The organism is Pseudomonas sp., from assembly GCF_030690725.1.
Lineage (GTDB): Bacteria > Pseudomonadota > Gammaproteobacteria > Pseudomonadales > Pseudomonadaceae > Aquipseudomonas.
This window is the reverse complement of the sequence record NZ_JAUYGD010000034.1, coordinates 12,702-27,278: the sequence shown is the minus strand read 5'-3', so window position 1 is coordinate 27,278 and position 14,577 is coordinate 12,702. Positions and strand designations below refer to the sequence as shown.

Sequence of the window (14,577 nt, the reverse complement as noted above, 5' to 3'; positions counted from 1 at the left end):
CATCGCAAAAGGGATAGGCACGGCAATCCCGATGGAAACGCGCAACAGCAAAACACGGGCGAGCAGGCACCCACGATCGGCGTCAACGCCCGCCCACCGCGGGTTGCCAAACAGTTGGGGGTTGCCGCAGCGTGCTAAACGCAGCGGCCAACATCCCTAAGAACCTGTTTACGATTCCGCGAGCTAGAGCAATGCAAGGCAAAAAGAGGCGAGGAAGCGGAGTGTACTTTTGTACATGAGCATTCCGAGCCTGTTTTTAACGCAGCAGGGCCGACGCGCAGCAGATCGTAGACAGGTTCTAAGAATCAGGCCGGTCTCCGGGCTCACGAGGGTCATGACGTCATCGCCTTCCCATGCAGAAACTGCACAGTGGCATCGTGATGACGTCGCTCGCTTACCGTTGCGGGGGCAGCGTCGGACTAGCCCAAAGGGCGCACCGACTTCCCGTTTAACCTCACGCACGGCGGCGTGAGACACCTGAAACGGCGCGGATATGACCATCCAGGCCGATCCGCGTCAAGTTTTTAGCTGTTACCGAATGGCCCTACAGCGGTCTTTTCAGCCTTGATCAAGGCGTAAGCGTAGGGTGGACAACGCGAAGCTTGTCCACCACTCGTGGCGTAGTGACTCAGCCCTGATCAATCCGCAGCTCAGGCACTGGGCGGCCGGCCACCAGGCGCTCATCGACCAGGCGGATCAGCTCGGCCTCATCGCGCACGCGGAACCACTCGCCGGCCGGATAGAGGCTAGCCGTCGGGCCCAGATCGCAAGGGAACTGGCATTGGCTACGAGTGATATGCACCCCGCCCTCGCACTCCAGCTTCCCGGCGGCCTTGAGGCGCTGACGCAGGGTTTTCCACAGGTCCAGCGCACCACGCCGGGTACAGCGCGGGCCATTACACAGCAGCAGGCGCTGGGTGTGCGGCGGAATCTGCGACCAGGCGTGATGCCCCGGCACGGCGGCCACACCGACACAGGGCAGGTGCAGCTCGGGACGCTCGATCAGCGCGCAAGCGGCCTCCACCGACAAGCCTTCGGCCTGGCCAATGGCACTGGCGACAAACAGCTGCTCCGGGTTGGCCTGCTGGCCTAGCTCGCTGCGCAGCCAATCGAGGTGCGGGCTGCTGCTCTGCGGTTCCAGATCGATCACCAGCAGCGGCCGCTCGCCCTCGGCCACGCGCTGCCAGAGCGGCGCATAGCCTGCGCTGGTATCAACGATATCGGCCAGCGCCGCTTCCCCTCGCAGCTCAACCAGACGACGGCGGAATAGCTCGGCAAACGAGCCTTCGGCCAGGTCGGGGCCGACAAACAGAATGCGGGCGTATGGGGAAACGGGCGTGGTCATAGCGGCCTCCAAAGCGGGGCGGCAGTCTAACAGGGGATTTTTTGCTCGGGTGGCGGCACGTAGGGTGAAGCGTCATCCACCCTACCTTGCTCGACCCCCTGTAGCCCGGATAAGCCTTGGCGCAATCCGGGATCGCGGCACCCCGGATTGCGCTGCGCTTATCCGGGCTACGTTCCTACCGCTATCCGGCGCAACGCCTCGGCAAGGGCTTCGAGGCTGACAAACTCGCGATCCACGCTCGGCAACTCGGGCCGGCGCAGCAGCAGCACCGGCAGGCCCAGCTCCCGCGCCACCTGCAATTTCGGCTCGGTGGACTGGCTGCCGCTGTTCTTGCTGATCAGCACATCGGTGCCCAACCGGGCGAATAGCGCGCGCTCCTCATCCAGCGCGAACGGCCCGCGCGCGCCGATAATTTCCGCACGCGGCACGGCTTGCTGGGCCGTCAGGCAGCGCACGGTCCAGTGCTGATGCAGGGGAATTTCGTGCAGATGCTCCAGTGGCTCGCGGCCGAGGGTAAATAGCGGACGGCAGAAACCCTTCAGGGTTTCGATCAAACCGGCCCAGTTATCCACTTCACGCCAGTCATCACCCTCGCCGGCCTGCCAGCCGGGGCGGCGCAGCGCCCAGCAGGCAATCCCGCTCAGCTCGGCGGCGCGGGCGGCATTGGTGCTGATCTGCGCGGCATAGGGGTGGGTCAGATCCAGCAGCAGCTCGATGCCCTGCTCGCGGATATACCCCGCCAAACCTTCGGCCCCACCAAAACCGCCAACGCGCACCTGACAGGGCAAGTCATCCGGCACCCGGCCCAACCCGGCCAGGCTGTAGATGGCTTCGGGACTCAGCCGCCGCGCCAGACGCAACGCCTCGGTGGTGCCGCCAAGCAGGAGGATACGCGGGCTCACGGCTTGCGCACCTCCAGCAGGGTGATCGGCAAGGCGCTGCGCCAGGTGTCGAAACCGCCCAGCGGCTGCGCCTGGGCCACGCTGATGCGCGTCAGCTCGCCGCCGACCTGCTCGCGCCAGGCCACCAGCGCCGCCTCGCTTTGCAGGGTCACGGCATTGGCCACCAGACGCCCGCCCGGTTTCAGGCTGGCCCAGCACTGCTCCAGCACACCGGGGATGGTCACCCCGCCGCCGATAAAGATCGCATCCGGCGCCGCCAATCCAGCCAGGGCTTCGGGCGCGCGGCCGGCGACCAGTTGCAGGCCCGGTACACCGAGGGCATCGCGGTTGTGCTGGATATGCGCCTGACGACCGGCATCAGCCTCAATCGCCAGCGCCCGGCAGCTGGGGTGCGCGCGCATCCACTCGATGCCGATGGAACCGCAGCCGGCACCCACATCCCAGAGCCGCTCACCGGGTTGCGGCGCCAGCCGCGCCAGGGTAATGGCACGCACATCGCGCTTGGTCAGTTGGCCGTCGTGCTGATAGGCGTCGTCCGGCAACCCCGGAGTGAGCGGCAGCAGGCGCGCATCGGCGCCAGCCACGCACTCGACCGCCAGTAGATTGAGATCGGCAGCGCGCGGCAACACCCAGTCGCTGGCCAAACCGTCGATGCGCCGCTCCTGAACGCCGCCCAGATGCTCCAGCACGGTCAAACGGCTGGGGCCAAAACCACGCTCACGCAGCAATTCGGCCACGGCCGCTGGGCTGTCGCCGTCATTGCTCAATACCAGCAACCGCGCGCCGGGGAAAAGCTGCGCCTGCAACGCCGCCAACGGCCGCGCCACCAGCGACAGCACCGTCACGTCCTGCAGTGGCCAACCCAGGCGAGCAGCAGCCAGTGAGACGGATGAGGGCGCGGAAAACACCCGCAACTCCTCAGCCGGCAGCTGCCGCGCCAGGCTCGCACCCACGCCATAGAACAGCGGGTCGCCGCTGGCCAGCACGCACACCGGCATCCCGCGCCGCGCCAGCACCGGTTCCAGGCTAAAGGGGCTGGGCCAGCGTTCGTGCTGCCCCGGCAGATCACTCGGCAATAGCGCCAGCTGCCGTGGGCTGCCGACGATCCACTGCGCCTCGCCCAGCACCCGGCGCGCCGCCTCACCCAGGCCGGCATAGCCGTCTTCACCGATACCCACCAGGGTTAACCAGGCCGTCATACCTACTCCTCTGCGCCCGCCCGACGAGCAAGGGTGTCTGCACGTCAAACAAAGCGGGCATAATAGCGCCTTCGTCGGTGCCCGCCGCCATTGTGCATAGGGCCTAAGAGGGAATCCGGAGCGATCCGCTGATCGTGACCGAGCTGCCCCCGCAACTGTAAACAGCGAGTCTGCCGCAACTGCGCCACTGGGAAACCGGGAAGGCCGCGGCAGATAAAGACCTGTCAGCCAGGAGACCTGCCGACGACGCTAGTCGCGAGTGCCAACATCGGGCGGGGTGTACCGATGCCATGAAACCCCCTGTGGGCGGATTTCGCTGGTTCGGTCGCCGCGTCTTTGTTGCTGGTGAAACCGTTGCGCGACCTTGCCACCACTATCGAGATACTTGCCCCACGCTCCGAAAAATCGGGATCGGCGTGCCCAGGCCTGCTGCGTATCGTTCCGGCGCTGGACGGCGGTATCTGCCGGGTCAAGCTGGCCGGCGGCGTGCTGAGCAGCCAACAGGCTCGGGCCATCGCCGAGGCCGCCGAACGCTGCGCCAGCGGTGTGCTGGAGCTGACTAACCGCAGCAATCTGCAGATTCGTGGCGTGTTGCCCGGCCAGCAGGCCGAGTTGATCGAGCGTCTGCTGGCTGCCGACCTCGGCCCAAGCAACCCCGCCGCTGATGACGTGCGCAACCTGCTGCTTAGCCCCGCTGCCGGCCTCGATCCGCAGGCCCTGCTCGACACCCGCCCGCTGGCCGCCGCGCTGCTTGAGCTGCTGCAAAACACCCCGGCGCTGCATGGGCTGTCGGCCAAGTTCGCCCTGCAGCTGGACGGCGGCGAAGCCCTGGCCATGCTCGAACACCGCCACGATATCTGGCTAAGCGCCCTGCCTGGCACGCCAACCCGACTGGCCTTTGGCCTGGCCGGCTGCCCGACTGACCGGCCGCTGGGCGTGGTCGAGGCTGAGCAAGTCATGCCGCTGGTGGAACAATTGCTAAGGCTGTTTATCGAACTGGCTGGGAGCGAACACAGCCGGATGCGCCAGCTGCTTGCCGTAATTGTCCCCAACCAACTGCTGCAACAGCTGCAAATGCGCCTGCCCTTTGCCGTGCAAGCGCCGCTGACCGATTGGCAACGCAAACCAGTCAGCCCACGCGCGCCGATGGGCATTTATCCACAGCAGCAGAACGGCCTGTGCATGGTCGCTACCGCCACGCGCCTAGGCAGGATCGACGCCGCACAACTCAAAGCCCTGGCCGAACTGGCTGAGCACTACGGCGATGCCAGCCTGCGCCTGACGCCCTGGCAGGGCCTGTTGCTGCCCAATATCCCCGAGCCATCAGCAGACAAACTGCTGCAAACCCTGGCCGAACTCGGCCTGCTTACCGATGCGCAGGAGCCGTTAAGCCAGCTGATCGCCTGCACCGGTTCGGCCGCCTGCGCCAAAGGCCTGGCCGACAGCAAGGCCGATGCCCTACGCCTGGCCGAGCGCCTGCGCGCCAGCACGGCGCGGCCGCAGGTGCATCTCAGCGCCTGCCCGCGTTCCTGCGCCGCCGCGCATACCGCGCCCTTTACCCTGCTGGCCAGCAGCGCCGGGCATTACCAGCTCTATCAACGCACGCCCGAGGCGGCCGGTTTCGGTCAACTGCTGGCCAGCGCCATGACTATCGACGAGGCCGGCGACTGGTTCGCCGCCCACTGCGCAACAGGAAACAGCGATGCTTGAGTACATCCGCGACGGCCAGGAAATCTACCGCCAGTCCTTCGCCACCATCCGCGCCGAGGCCGACCTGTCGGCGATCCCGGCAGACCTGGAAAAGCTCGCCGTGCGGGTTATCCACGCCTGCGGCATGGTCGATGTGGTGCAGGATCTGCGCTTCTCGCCCGGCGCCGGTGCCGCTGGCCGCGCTGCCCTGGCCAAAGGAGCGGCGATTCTCTGCGATGCGCGGATGGTCGCCGAAGGCATCACCCGCCCGCGCCTGGCCGCCAACAACCCGGTGATCTGCACCCTGCATAACGACGGTGTGATTGAGCAGGCCCGCGCACTGGGCAATACCCGTTCGGCCGTCGCATTGGAACATTGGCGCGAGCATCTGCAAGGCAGCGTGGTGGTGATCGGCAACGCGCCCACTGCGCTGTTTTACCTGCTGGAAATGCTCGACGCCGGCGCACCGAAACCGGCGCTGATCATCGGCATGCCGGTGGGCTTTATTGGCGCGGCGGAATCCAAGGACGCCCTCGCCGCCGACAGCCGCGGCGTGCCCTATGTGATCGTGCGCGGCCGTCGTGGCGGTAGCGCCATGGCGGTGGCGGCGGTCAACGCCCTGGCCACGGAGGTTGAATGATGAGTGCGCAAAAAGGCCGCTTGCTTGGCATCGGTGTCGGCCCCGGCGACCCCGAACTGATCACCCTCAAGGCCCTGCGCCTGCTGCAATCGGCAGCGGTGGTCGGCTACTTTGTGGCCAAGGCTAAAGCCAATAAGGGTCAGGGCGGCAACGCCTTCGGCATCATCGAACAGCACCTGACGGACGCGCAGCAGCGCCTGCCGCTGGTGTACCCGGTGACCACGGAAAAACTCGCCGCGCCGCTGAGCTATGAAGATGTGATCAGCGATTTCTACGACACCTGCGCGGTGCAGATCGCCGCCCAGCTCGACGCCGGCCATGACGTGGCGGTGATCTGCGAAGGCGACCCGTTTTTCTACGGCTCTTACATGTACCTGCACGACCGCTTGGCCGGCCAGTACGACGTCGAAGTGGTACCCGGCGTGTGCTCCATGCTCGGCTGCGCCTCGGTGCTCGGTACCCCGCTGGTGTACCGCAACCAGAGCCTGAGCGTGCTCTCCGGCGTGCTCCCCGAAGACGAACTCAAGCAGCGCCTGCACAGCGCCGAAGCCGCCGTGATCATGAAACTGGGGCGTAATTTCGAGAAAGTTCGCCGTGTGCTGCAGGAGCTGGGCATCGACCAGCGCGCGCATTACGTCGAGCGCGCGACCATGGGCAACCAACGCATCGTGCCGCTAGATGAAGTGGAGCCGATGTCCTCGCCCTACTTCTCGATGATCGTGATTCCCGGCGAGAAATGGCGCGGTTAACACGGCTGTAGGGTGGATGACGCTTCACCCATCCACCAACCGCGATTGGTGGATGAAAAAAACATCAGCTACGCGCCCCGATCTACCCTACCCAACTGAACGTAGCCCGGATGCAATCCGGGAAACCGCACGCCCCGGATTGCATCCGGGCTACAGGATTCAAACATGAGTACCGCCCCCGCCATCATTGTCCTCGGCCCCTCCGCCCTGCCTTGTGCGCGGCGCATACAGGCGCTTTATCCACAGGCCAAAATCCACGGCCTGCACAGCCGAGTGGCGGACGTTGAGCGGACCTATGCAGACTTTGGCGACACCCTGCGCACGCTCTATCGTGCCGGTACGCCGCTGATCGTCCTGTGCGCCGCCGGTATCGTGATTCGCAGCCTGGCCACTGTGCTCGGAGAGAAAGATAGCGAGCCGCCGGTGCTGGCCGTGGCCGAAGATGGCAGCGCCGTGGTGCCGCTGCTTGGCGGCCTCGGTGGGGTCAACCGCATGGCGCGAGAGATTGCTGCGCACCTGCAGGTCAGCGCGGCGATCACCACCAGCGGCGAACTGCGTTTCGGCACCTGCCTGCTGGAGCCGCCGGCCGGCTATGTGCTGGCCGATCTGGAACAGGGCAAAGGCTTTGTCAGCGACCTGCTCGGTGGCCAGGCCGTGCGGATTGAGGGCGACGCACCCTGGCTGGCCCAGGCCAAACTGCCGGTGGATAACCAGGCTAGCCGGGTGATCCATATCAGCCCACATAACCGCGCCGCCAATGCCGATGAGCTGCTAATCCACCCACAACAAGTGGCCGTATGGGTCGAACGCGCCAGCGCCGATTTACTGAGCGAACTGCAACAGGCGCTACAGACCAGCGGCCTGGCCGCGCAAAGCCTGGCCTGCCTAGTGGCCGCGCCGGAACTAATGGCCAACGCCGACCTGCACGCCTCCGCCGCGCAGCTCAAATTGCCGCTGCGCTTTATCGACGACGCCACGCAACTGCCGCCGCTGCATAGCCAGCACGCCAATCTACGCCTGCTGCTGGCCGCTGCACCTATCGACGCCAGCCAGTTCGGTCGCCCCCGTGGCCGCCTGACAGTGATTGGCCTCGGCCCCGGCGCAGCCGAATTTATGGTGCCCGCCGCCCGCCAGGCACTAGACGAAGCACAAGACCTGCTCGGCTACGAAACCTATATCAATATGGCCGGCCCGCTGCGCCCGGAGCAGGTGCGCCACTGCACCGATAACCGCGAAGAAATGCAGCGCGCCCGCCATGCCTTCGCACTGGCCGCCAGCGGTCGGCGCGTGGTGGTGGTGTCTTCCGGCGACCCCGGCGTATTCGCCATGGCCGCCGCGGTGCTGGAAGCCCTGCATGAATCGACCGACGCCGAATGGCAGCGGGTCGATCTACAGGTATTCCCCGGCGTTTCCGCCGCACTGGCCACCGCCGCCAAAGCCGGCGCGCCGCTGGGCCACGACTTCTGCCTGATCTCCCTGTCGGACAACCTCAAGCCCTGGGCGATTATCGAAAAGCGCCTGGCGCACGCCGCCGCCGCCGACCTGGTGATGGCCTTCTACAACCCCATTTCCAAAGCCCGTCCCTGGCAGCTCGGCTCTGCGCTGGAAATCATCAGCCAACAACGCACACCAGAAACCCTGGTGGTCCTCGGCCGCGATATCGGCCGCCCCGGCGAAACCCTGCGTACCCTCACCCTCGGTGAACTGACGCCAGAGATGGTCGATATGCGCACCCTGGTCATCATCGGCTCCAGCCAGACTTGCCGCTTCCCAAGAGCCGAGGGTGGGGAGTGGGTGTATACGCCAAGGAGTTACCCGCAGCTGTAACGAACGTAGGATGGGTTGAGCATGCTCAACCCATCCTATCTATAAATACCTAACTAAAATGATAAGTCGTGACTTTGACTTTCGCTCAGTGAAGCGAAGTACGCTACCTTCTACACCCCCACTATCTAATAAACGACGAAAGCTCGGGGCAAGTGCTTTGTTAACAAAGCCAACAACACTACCACTGTGTATTATTTTTACCGCATTCTTATCATGCTCATTATCAAAGTCTGCTTCAAATGTTACCGGGTCATCTTCTGAAAATATTTTACCTTCCTCAGTATGATATTGAGTGCCGGATGCCTCAATGACGAAGTCTAACGGCGCCTTTGCATCACTTAAATCTGGACATAATTCAAATGTATCGCTTGCAAGACGAGCGCCGGTATAACCAAGCAATGAAAATGCCGAACCGGAAAAATCAGAAGGCAAACTATACTGAGCTAGATACTCTTTGAAGTCCTCTCGCTTACGAGGGGGCAAGCGCCGCATAAAGACATCAAGAGCACCCGTATGATGCTCACCTCCTGCTTTATCTGAAAAAGCTGGAAACTCATGGAAACCCTCTTCAAGCGCCGCGTGAAAATCATCAGTATTTTTCAAATAACGAAATGATGCATCTTCACCATGACGAACGAGTTCACCAACTACTCTCCGATGGCGTGGAGTACCTGGCTGTGAGTGATGCCATACTAATAGCAACCTAGATGGCTCAAAAATATTCTCAATTACGCTCATTTAGGGTTTCCATTGCTAACTGAGCACGCCTTTGCGTTAGCCGAAAGATGAATTCTGCGCGTGCTTTGGTGAGATTACCACCTGCGGGAGCAGGTAGGTCAACAAGGCGCTCAAGGACCGCTCCAAGAGCATTCAGATCAAAATCCCTCAACCGCTTTAGGAGCAGAACACGGACTCCTGCATGGCTTTTTATAAAGCTTAGGGACTCTATGTGTCCCATCCGTTCAAGGTTATCCCTGGAGTACCTCATATGATGCTTGCCACGTCGAATATAGCGATCGAGCGTTGCGGCGTCCCAACGGGAAAATTTCTCACTCAGAAGCTCATGTCCCAGACTGGTTCCGTTATCAAACCACGGCGCAAAACGCCATTTGACATCAAATTTATCTCCTCGACGACGGGCCACACTTTTGCTTAGTTGCACAGCCTTGAGTAAGTGGCCCCAGTTATCTTGATGCCGGTCTGTGTTACCGATAAGCATATCAAACAAGAGCATACTCCAGAATCCATATATCTGATCTTTACCGAGTACGCGATTGTTAAACTCGTCACAATCAACAATATTGTGTTGTGTGCCACGCTCTCTATCAAACCCTGGGACAATCTTGTGAAAAAAGTTACCTGCTGAATAAAATGATTCATCGCCATCTTTATAGAACCAGGCACTAAGCGCACCACACTGACCATTTCTAGAGTCAAAAGCTGCATAGCATGGCGGCGCAGATATCCCAAGTAACAGAGAGATTTCATAAGCAATTATCTCTGCCCAAAACTGCTCAGGATAGCGCTCAGCTGAGCGCTTAAACATATGACGCCAGTCCGGCTTTATATATTTTTGATCTGGAGTTAGTGGGGAGAACAGTGTTCGCTTAGGGCGGGCTCCTTCCGGATAAGCGGCTGAGAATTCATCGTCATCTGGCCAGTCTGCAATATCAATGAAATCTGTTTGCATTTCTAAACTGGCTCCTTGCCAAAGCACTCATAAAAGACATATGAATTATTTAATTTAAAACTAAGCTAGCGATGAAATATCTGAAAATTATTAGAAAGTAGCTTGGAGACCAAATCCTACGCGAAATATACTGACGTGTAGAGTAGGCAATACTTGCTAGCCCGCCTGTATCATCAAGTAGTCCTGCTCTCCAGTTTACGCAGCAAGCAACCCGGATAACCCATGGTGGAAAACGCTGCGCGGTTTTCCACCCTACACGGACTTGATAGATAGGTAGGGTGGGCAACGCTTCGCTTGCCCACCAATAAAAGCAAACGCCCCTCCTCTCACCCTTGCGCAACAGCTCACCACCCCTAATCCCACCCCTGCCCCCAGCCTGCTCAGCTAAACCTGGCACTTACTCAACACTAAGTTACACTTACCGTCACTTTCTGTTGAGTGCCCCTGATGAGCCAGCCCCGCGAAGCCGCGCAACCCATACGCCGCCTTTATCAAGGCCTGGACGCGCTGGCGAGCCCTGAGCGCTATCTGTTTACCCCTTCAGATATGCGCGCCCTGGTGCCCGATATTTCTGCGCAGGCCTACCGGACACTGCTTAGCCGTGCTGCAAAGGAAGGCAAGCTGGAGCGCATTTGCCGTGGGCTCTACTTCTACAAACCCGCAAAACCCAGTTCCGGTCTGCTGCTGTTTCATGCAGCGGCGCGGCTGCGGGCGCATGAGTTCAATTACATCAGCCTGGAAACCGCGTTAAGCGACGCTGGCATCATCTCGCAGGTGCCAATGAACTGGATCACCCTGATGTCATCGGGGCGCAGCAGCCAGATCAACTGCGGCCAATGGGGCACCCTGGAGTTTGTCCACACCACACAACAAGCCGAGGCGTTGGCCGATCAGCTCAGCTATGACAGCAGATGCCGGATGTGGCGCGCCAAACCTGCGCTGGCCATTCGCGATATGAAGGCTGCCAAAAGGAATCTCGACCTGATCGATTGGAGCATCGCCAATGAGTTTGTTTGATCAGTTGGTAGACCAGGCCATCGGCAACAATACCGAGCTGGCCAACCTGCGCGTGGTGGTGGAAAAGGAACTGCTGCACCACGACATCATGCTGGCGCTGAGCGAAGCCGGCCTGCTGGAAAAGCTGTGTTTTATCGGCGGCACCTGCCTGCGCGCCTGCTACGGCTCCAACCGCCTGAGCGAAGACCTCGACTTCACCGGCGGAGCTGACTTTAACCGGGATGACTTGGCCCAGCTGAAATCGACCCTGATTGGCAAGTTGCAGGCGAAATACGGTCTGCATGTGGAAGTCAGCGAGCCGAGCAAAGAGTCGGGCAACGTCGACACCTGGAAGCTGCGGGTACAGACCCGGCCTGGTGCGCAGCACCTGCCGGCTCAGCGCATTCATATCGATGTCTGCGCCATCCCAAGCTATATGGGCGTACCGAAAACGCTGCTCAACCCCTATGGCGTGGATATGGGCACCCAGGGTCTGATCCTCAACGCGGAGGCGCTTGAGGAGATCTATGTGGACAAGATTTTGGCATTTGCCCTGAGACGCGGGCGGATCAAAAGTCGTGATCTCTGGGACTTGCTGTGGCTAAAGCAGCAGAGAATCGAGCCGGCGTTGCAGTTGATCCCAAACAAGCTCAGGGATCACAAGGTAGAGCTACCGGACTTTCTGCAAAAGGCCGCGCAACGCTCAGCCGCGTTAACTGACGACCCGCAGGTAAAGCAGGATTTTCGCAATGAAATGCAGCGTTTCTTGCCGGCGCAACTCGTCGCGCAAACGCTGAACAACGATAAGTTCTGGGCTTACCTGACAAACGAAATTCCATCGTTGATGCGCCGCGCCGAAAGCAGCCTCAAGCCACAGGCCGACTCGAACGACTTTATGATGTAAGCCCCTTGTCGCTTCTACGCAGCAGATAGCTATCCATAATCCAGCCATGCTGCTCGCGCAGCTCGGCGCGGCGGCTGCGGATGGTCTCGGCCACCTCACTCAACGGCCCGGCGATCAGTACCTCATCCGGCGTGCCGATATAAGCGCCCCAATAGATCTGCATATCCTGGTCGACAAAGCGCTGGTAGCTGTCCTGAGCGTCGAGCATCACCAGCACGCTGTCCAAGCCTGGAGGGAAGCCGCCCTCGGCCAGGCGGCGCGCTGGGGTGATCTGGAAGGCTTGGCCGATGCTGTTAAAGCAGACCTTATGCTTGGCCGCCAGGGCTTGCAGGCTGGTGATGCCGGGGATGACTTCGTACTCGATCTGCTCGCTGCTGTTGGCGACGATCTGCTCGACGATACGCAGGGTGCTGTCGTACAGCGCCGGGTCACCCCAGACCAGAAAGGCGCCGGTTTCACCGTCGCGCATCTGCTCGCGGATCATGCCTTCGAACACCTGCTGCTTGTCCTGATTCAGGTCGACCACGCTGCCGCGATAGTCCGGCACATCGCGCACCCGTTCCGGGCAGTCGGCGCTGGCAAAGCGGTAATCGCGGCCCTGGATAAAGCGCTCGCAAATGGTTTTGCGCAGGCCGATCAGGCTGTCTTTGGCGCTGCCCTTGTCCATCAGAAAAAACACATCCGTGCGGTTGAGGGCGTTGATCGCCTGCACGGTCAAGTAGTCCGGGTCGCCGGCGCCGATGCCGATTATCAACAGGGTTTTCATAAAGCGGTCTCCAGGCTGCCGGCTACAACCGGCAGCGAATCGATATGTCGGTAGTCGGCGCCCAGCTCGACAGCCAATTGGCGCGCGCGGCCGAGGCGGATCGGTGCGCTTTCGATATCCACCAGCAGCGCCGGGCAGGCGCTCGGGATTAACGCCGGCCAGTCGCGCAGGCGGCCATCGGTGATGATCAACAAGCGCTGACGCTCGGCCGGGTGCAGGCGCTGCCGCCGCGCCTGCCAGTCGGCGGCCTGCTGCAACGCATCAAATAGCGGCGTGCCGCCGCCCGCGCCCAACTCGGCCAGCCACTGCTGCAAGGCCTGGGAGGCTTTCTGCCCCTGCCAGAGCCATTGCGCCTGGCGGCCGGTGGCATGCAGCACGGCCAGGCGCGCACGTTGCCGGCGCGCCTGCTCGAACACTTCACTGAGTAAACCCTTGGCCTTGCTCAACGCGCCATGGCGGCGGGTCGAAGCCGAAGCATCAACGATCACCAGCCAGAGTTCCGCCGGCTTGGCGCTGCGTGGACGCAGCACGAGATCCTGACGGCTGCGCGGGCGGCCTTTAAGGCCACCTCTAAAAACTACCTGCGTTGTCATCGCAGCGTTAAAAACAGGCTCAAAATGCTCATTTACAGCTCGTAAACTCCGCTTTTTCGCCTGTTTTTGCCTTGCGCTGACTTCCTCGCCTACGTTTTTAAAAGTGGCCTTAAGCAGGCTTGCCGGCCAGTCGATACGCCCTGCCGCACCACTGCGACTGGCACCGTTGCGACCATTGCCGAGTGAGCCGGGAGCGGCCCGGGCATCCGCGCCTGGGGCTGTGCGCGGGCGGATGCCTAGGGCTTTTTTGTCCAGCGCGGCGGTTCACGCCGGATGCCAAGGCTTTGCGCCTGGGCAGGTAATTCACCCAACTGGCCTTCGCCTTGCGGCTGCTCGCTGGGCTTATCGCTGCTGGGCTGAGATTGCGACTGGGGTTGTGGCGGTTGTGCGGCAGGCGGCGGGTTATGTCGGCGACGGTGACGCAGCACGAAATCCGCCACCGCATCGATATCCGCCGACTCAATGTGTTCCGCACCGCGCCAGGCGGCATGGGCACGGGCGGCGCGCAGCCAGACCAGATCGGCGCGCAGGCCATCGACAGCGGCGGCGAAACAACGCTGGCTGATCTGCTCCAAGGCGGTGTCATCCAGCGGAATAGCCATCAAGCGCAGGCGAGCGCTTTGGCAACGGTCGCGCAGTTCATCTTGCTGCGCCTGCCAGCGCTGCAGAAACGCCTGCGGGTCGGCATCAAAGGCCAGCCGGCGACGGACGATCTCGGCGCGCTGCGCCGGTTGAGGCTGGGCGTCCAGGGCTAGGTTAAGGCCGAAGCGATCGAGCAGTTGTGGGCGCAACTCGCCCTCTTCCGCGTTCATGGTGCCGATCAGCACAAAACGCGCGGCATGCCGATGGGAAATGCCGTCGCGCTCGATATGGTTGACCCCGCTGGCGGCGGCATCCAGCAGCAGGTCGACCAGATGATCGGGCAGCAGATTGACCTCATCCACATACAGTACGCCGCCATTGGCCTTGGCCAGCAAGCCGGGGGAAAACTGCGCGCGGCCCTCACCCAATGCGGCGTCCAGATCCAAGGTGCCGACGATGCGCTCCTCACTCGCGCCCAGCGGCAGGGTGACAAAGGTGCCGCTGGCCAGCAGATCAGCCAGGCCACGGGCCAGGGTCGATTTGGCCATGCCGCGCGGCCCTTCGATCAGCACACCGCCAATCGCCGGATCGATGGCCGCCAGGCACAGCGCCAGTTTCAGGTCATCGGCAGCGACCACGGCGGCGAGGGGGAAGTGGCTATCGGTCATGGCAGGGTCCGTTTCGCTAAAAGATGA

General features: G+C 61.9%; 14 protein-coding genes and 2 riboswitches. Of the genes, 6 read left to right on the top strand and 8 right to left on the bottom strand.

Annotated elements, in window-relative coordinates:
- Positions 1-290: 290 nt before the first annotated feature.
- Positions 291-496, bottom strand: a riboswitch (cobalamin riboswitch).
- Positions 497-628: 132 nt separating this feature from the next.
- The 3 genes from Q8O69_RS07805 to cbiE form a co-directional block, all read right to left on the bottom strand.
- On the bottom strand, positions 629-1,345 hold the full coding sequence (locus Q8O69_RS07805; protein ID WP_305590997.1) for a ferredoxin: 717 nt from the start codon (positions 1,343-1,345) through the stop codon (positions 629-631).
- 167 nt (positions 1,346-1,512) lie between these two features.
- Complete coding sequence (locus Q8O69_RS07800; protein ID WP_305590995.1) at positions 1,513-2,247, bottom strand: cobalt-precorrin-6A reductase; 735 nt, start codon at positions 2,245-2,247, stop codon at positions 1,513-1,515.
- Entirely contained in the window at positions 2,244-3,446 is a 1,203-nt protein-coding gene (cbiE, locus tag Q8O69_RS07795; protein ID WP_305590993.1) for a precorrin-6y C5,15-methyltransferase (decarboxylating) subunit CbiE, read from the bottom strand. The genes Q8O69_RS07800 and cbiE overlap by 4 nt, the downstream gene beginning before the upstream one ends.
- A gap of 58 nt (positions 3,447-3,504) precedes the next feature.
- A riboswitch (cobalamin riboswitch) is annotated at positions 3,505-3,706 on the top strand.
- Between the two features lie 94 nt (positions 3,707-3,800).
- Here cbiE and cobG point away from each other — a divergent pair.
- The 4 genes from cobG to cobJ all read left to right on the top strand — a co-directional run bounded on the left by cobG (position 3,801) and on the right by cobJ (position 8,351).
- The gene (gene cobG / locus Q8O69_RS07790) at positions 3,801-5,156 is read left to right on the top strand and encodes a precorrin-3B synthase (protein ID WP_305590991.1); all 1,356 of its coding nucleotides are present in this window, start codon (positions 3,801-3,803) and stop codon (positions 5,154-5,156) included.
- Positions 5,149-5,775 carry a precorrin-8X methylmutase gene (locus Q8O69_RS07785; protein WP_305590989.1) on the top strand — a complete coding sequence of 209 codons (627 nt, stop codon included), beginning with the start codon at positions 5,149-5,151 and terminating at the stop codon, positions 5,773-5,775. Before cobG ends, Q8O69_RS07785 begins: the two co-directional genes overlap by 8 nt.
- Positions 5,772-6,524: a precorrin-2 C(20)-methyltransferase gene (locus Q8O69_RS07780; RefSeq protein ID WP_305590988.1), complete on the top strand. Its 753-nt coding sequence runs from the start codon at positions 5,772-5,774 to the stop codon at positions 6,522-6,524. The genes Q8O69_RS07785 and Q8O69_RS07780 overlap by 4 nt, the downstream gene beginning before the upstream one ends.
- A gap of 165 nt (positions 6,525-6,689) precedes the next feature.
- Complete coding sequence (gene cobJ / locus Q8O69_RS07775; protein WP_305590986.1) at positions 6,690-8,351, top strand: precorrin-3B C(17)-methyltransferase; 1,662 nt, start codon at positions 6,690-6,692, stop codon at positions 8,349-8,351.
- A gap of 39 nt (positions 8,352-8,390) precedes the next feature.
- On the opposite strand, the gene Q8O69_RS07770 is transcribed toward cobJ, so the two are convergent.
- Positions 8,391-9,089 carry an HIRAN domain-containing protein gene (locus tag Q8O69_RS07770; RefSeq protein WP_305590984.1) on the bottom strand — a complete coding sequence of 233 codons (699 nt, stop codon included), beginning with the start codon at positions 9,087-9,089 and terminating at the stop codon, positions 8,391-8,393.
- Positions 9,076-10,041, bottom strand: coding sequence for a hypothetical protein (locus Q8O69_RS07765; RefSeq protein ID WP_305590982.1), 966 nt, complete (start codon positions 10,039-10,041; stop codon positions 9,076-9,078). The genes Q8O69_RS07770 and Q8O69_RS07765 overlap by 14 nt, the downstream gene beginning before the upstream one ends.
- Positions 10,042-10,488: 447 nt before the next feature.
- Between Q8O69_RS07765 and abiEi the strand changes: the two genes are divergently transcribed.
- Both abiEi and Q8O69_RS07755 read left to right on the top strand, forming a co-directional pair.
- The gene (gene abiEi, locus Q8O69_RS07760; RefSeq protein WP_305590980.1) at positions 10,489-11,058 is read left to right on the top strand and encodes a type IV toxin-antitoxin system AbiEi family antitoxin; all 570 of its coding nucleotides are present in this window, start codon (positions 10,489-10,491) and stop codon (positions 11,056-11,058) included.
- Positions 11,045-11,941, top strand: a complete 897-nt coding sequence (locus tag Q8O69_RS07755) for a nucleotidyl transferase AbiEii/AbiGii toxin family protein (protein WP_305590978.1) — start codon at positions 11,045-11,047, stop codon at positions 11,939-11,941. The genes abiEi and Q8O69_RS07755 overlap by 14 nt, the downstream gene beginning before the upstream one ends.
- Here the strand turns inward: Q8O69_RS07755 and cobF are convergent.
- The 3 genes from cobF to Q8O69_RS07740 all read right to left on the bottom strand — a co-directional run bounded on the left by cobF (position 11,931) and on the right by Q8O69_RS07740 (position 14,550).
- On the bottom strand, positions 11,931-12,707 hold the full coding sequence (gene cobF, locus Q8O69_RS07750; RefSeq protein ID WP_305590976.1) for a precorrin-6A synthase (deacetylating): 777 nt from the start codon (positions 12,705-12,707) through the stop codon (positions 11,931-11,933). The genes Q8O69_RS07755 and cobF overlap by 11 nt on opposite strands.
- Entirely contained in the window at positions 12,704-13,300 is a 597-nt protein-coding gene (locus Q8O69_RS07745; RefSeq protein ID WP_371136071.1) for a VWA domain-containing protein, read from the bottom strand. The genes cobF and Q8O69_RS07745 overlap by 4 nt, the downstream gene beginning before the upstream one ends.
- A 236-nt stretch (positions 13,301-13,536) precedes the next feature.
- Positions 13,537-14,550, bottom strand: coding sequence for an ATP-binding protein (locus Q8O69_RS07740; protein ID WP_305590972.1), 1,014 nt, complete (start codon positions 14,548-14,550; stop codon positions 13,537-13,539).
- Between the last annotated feature and the right edge of the window lie 27 nt (positions 14,551-14,577).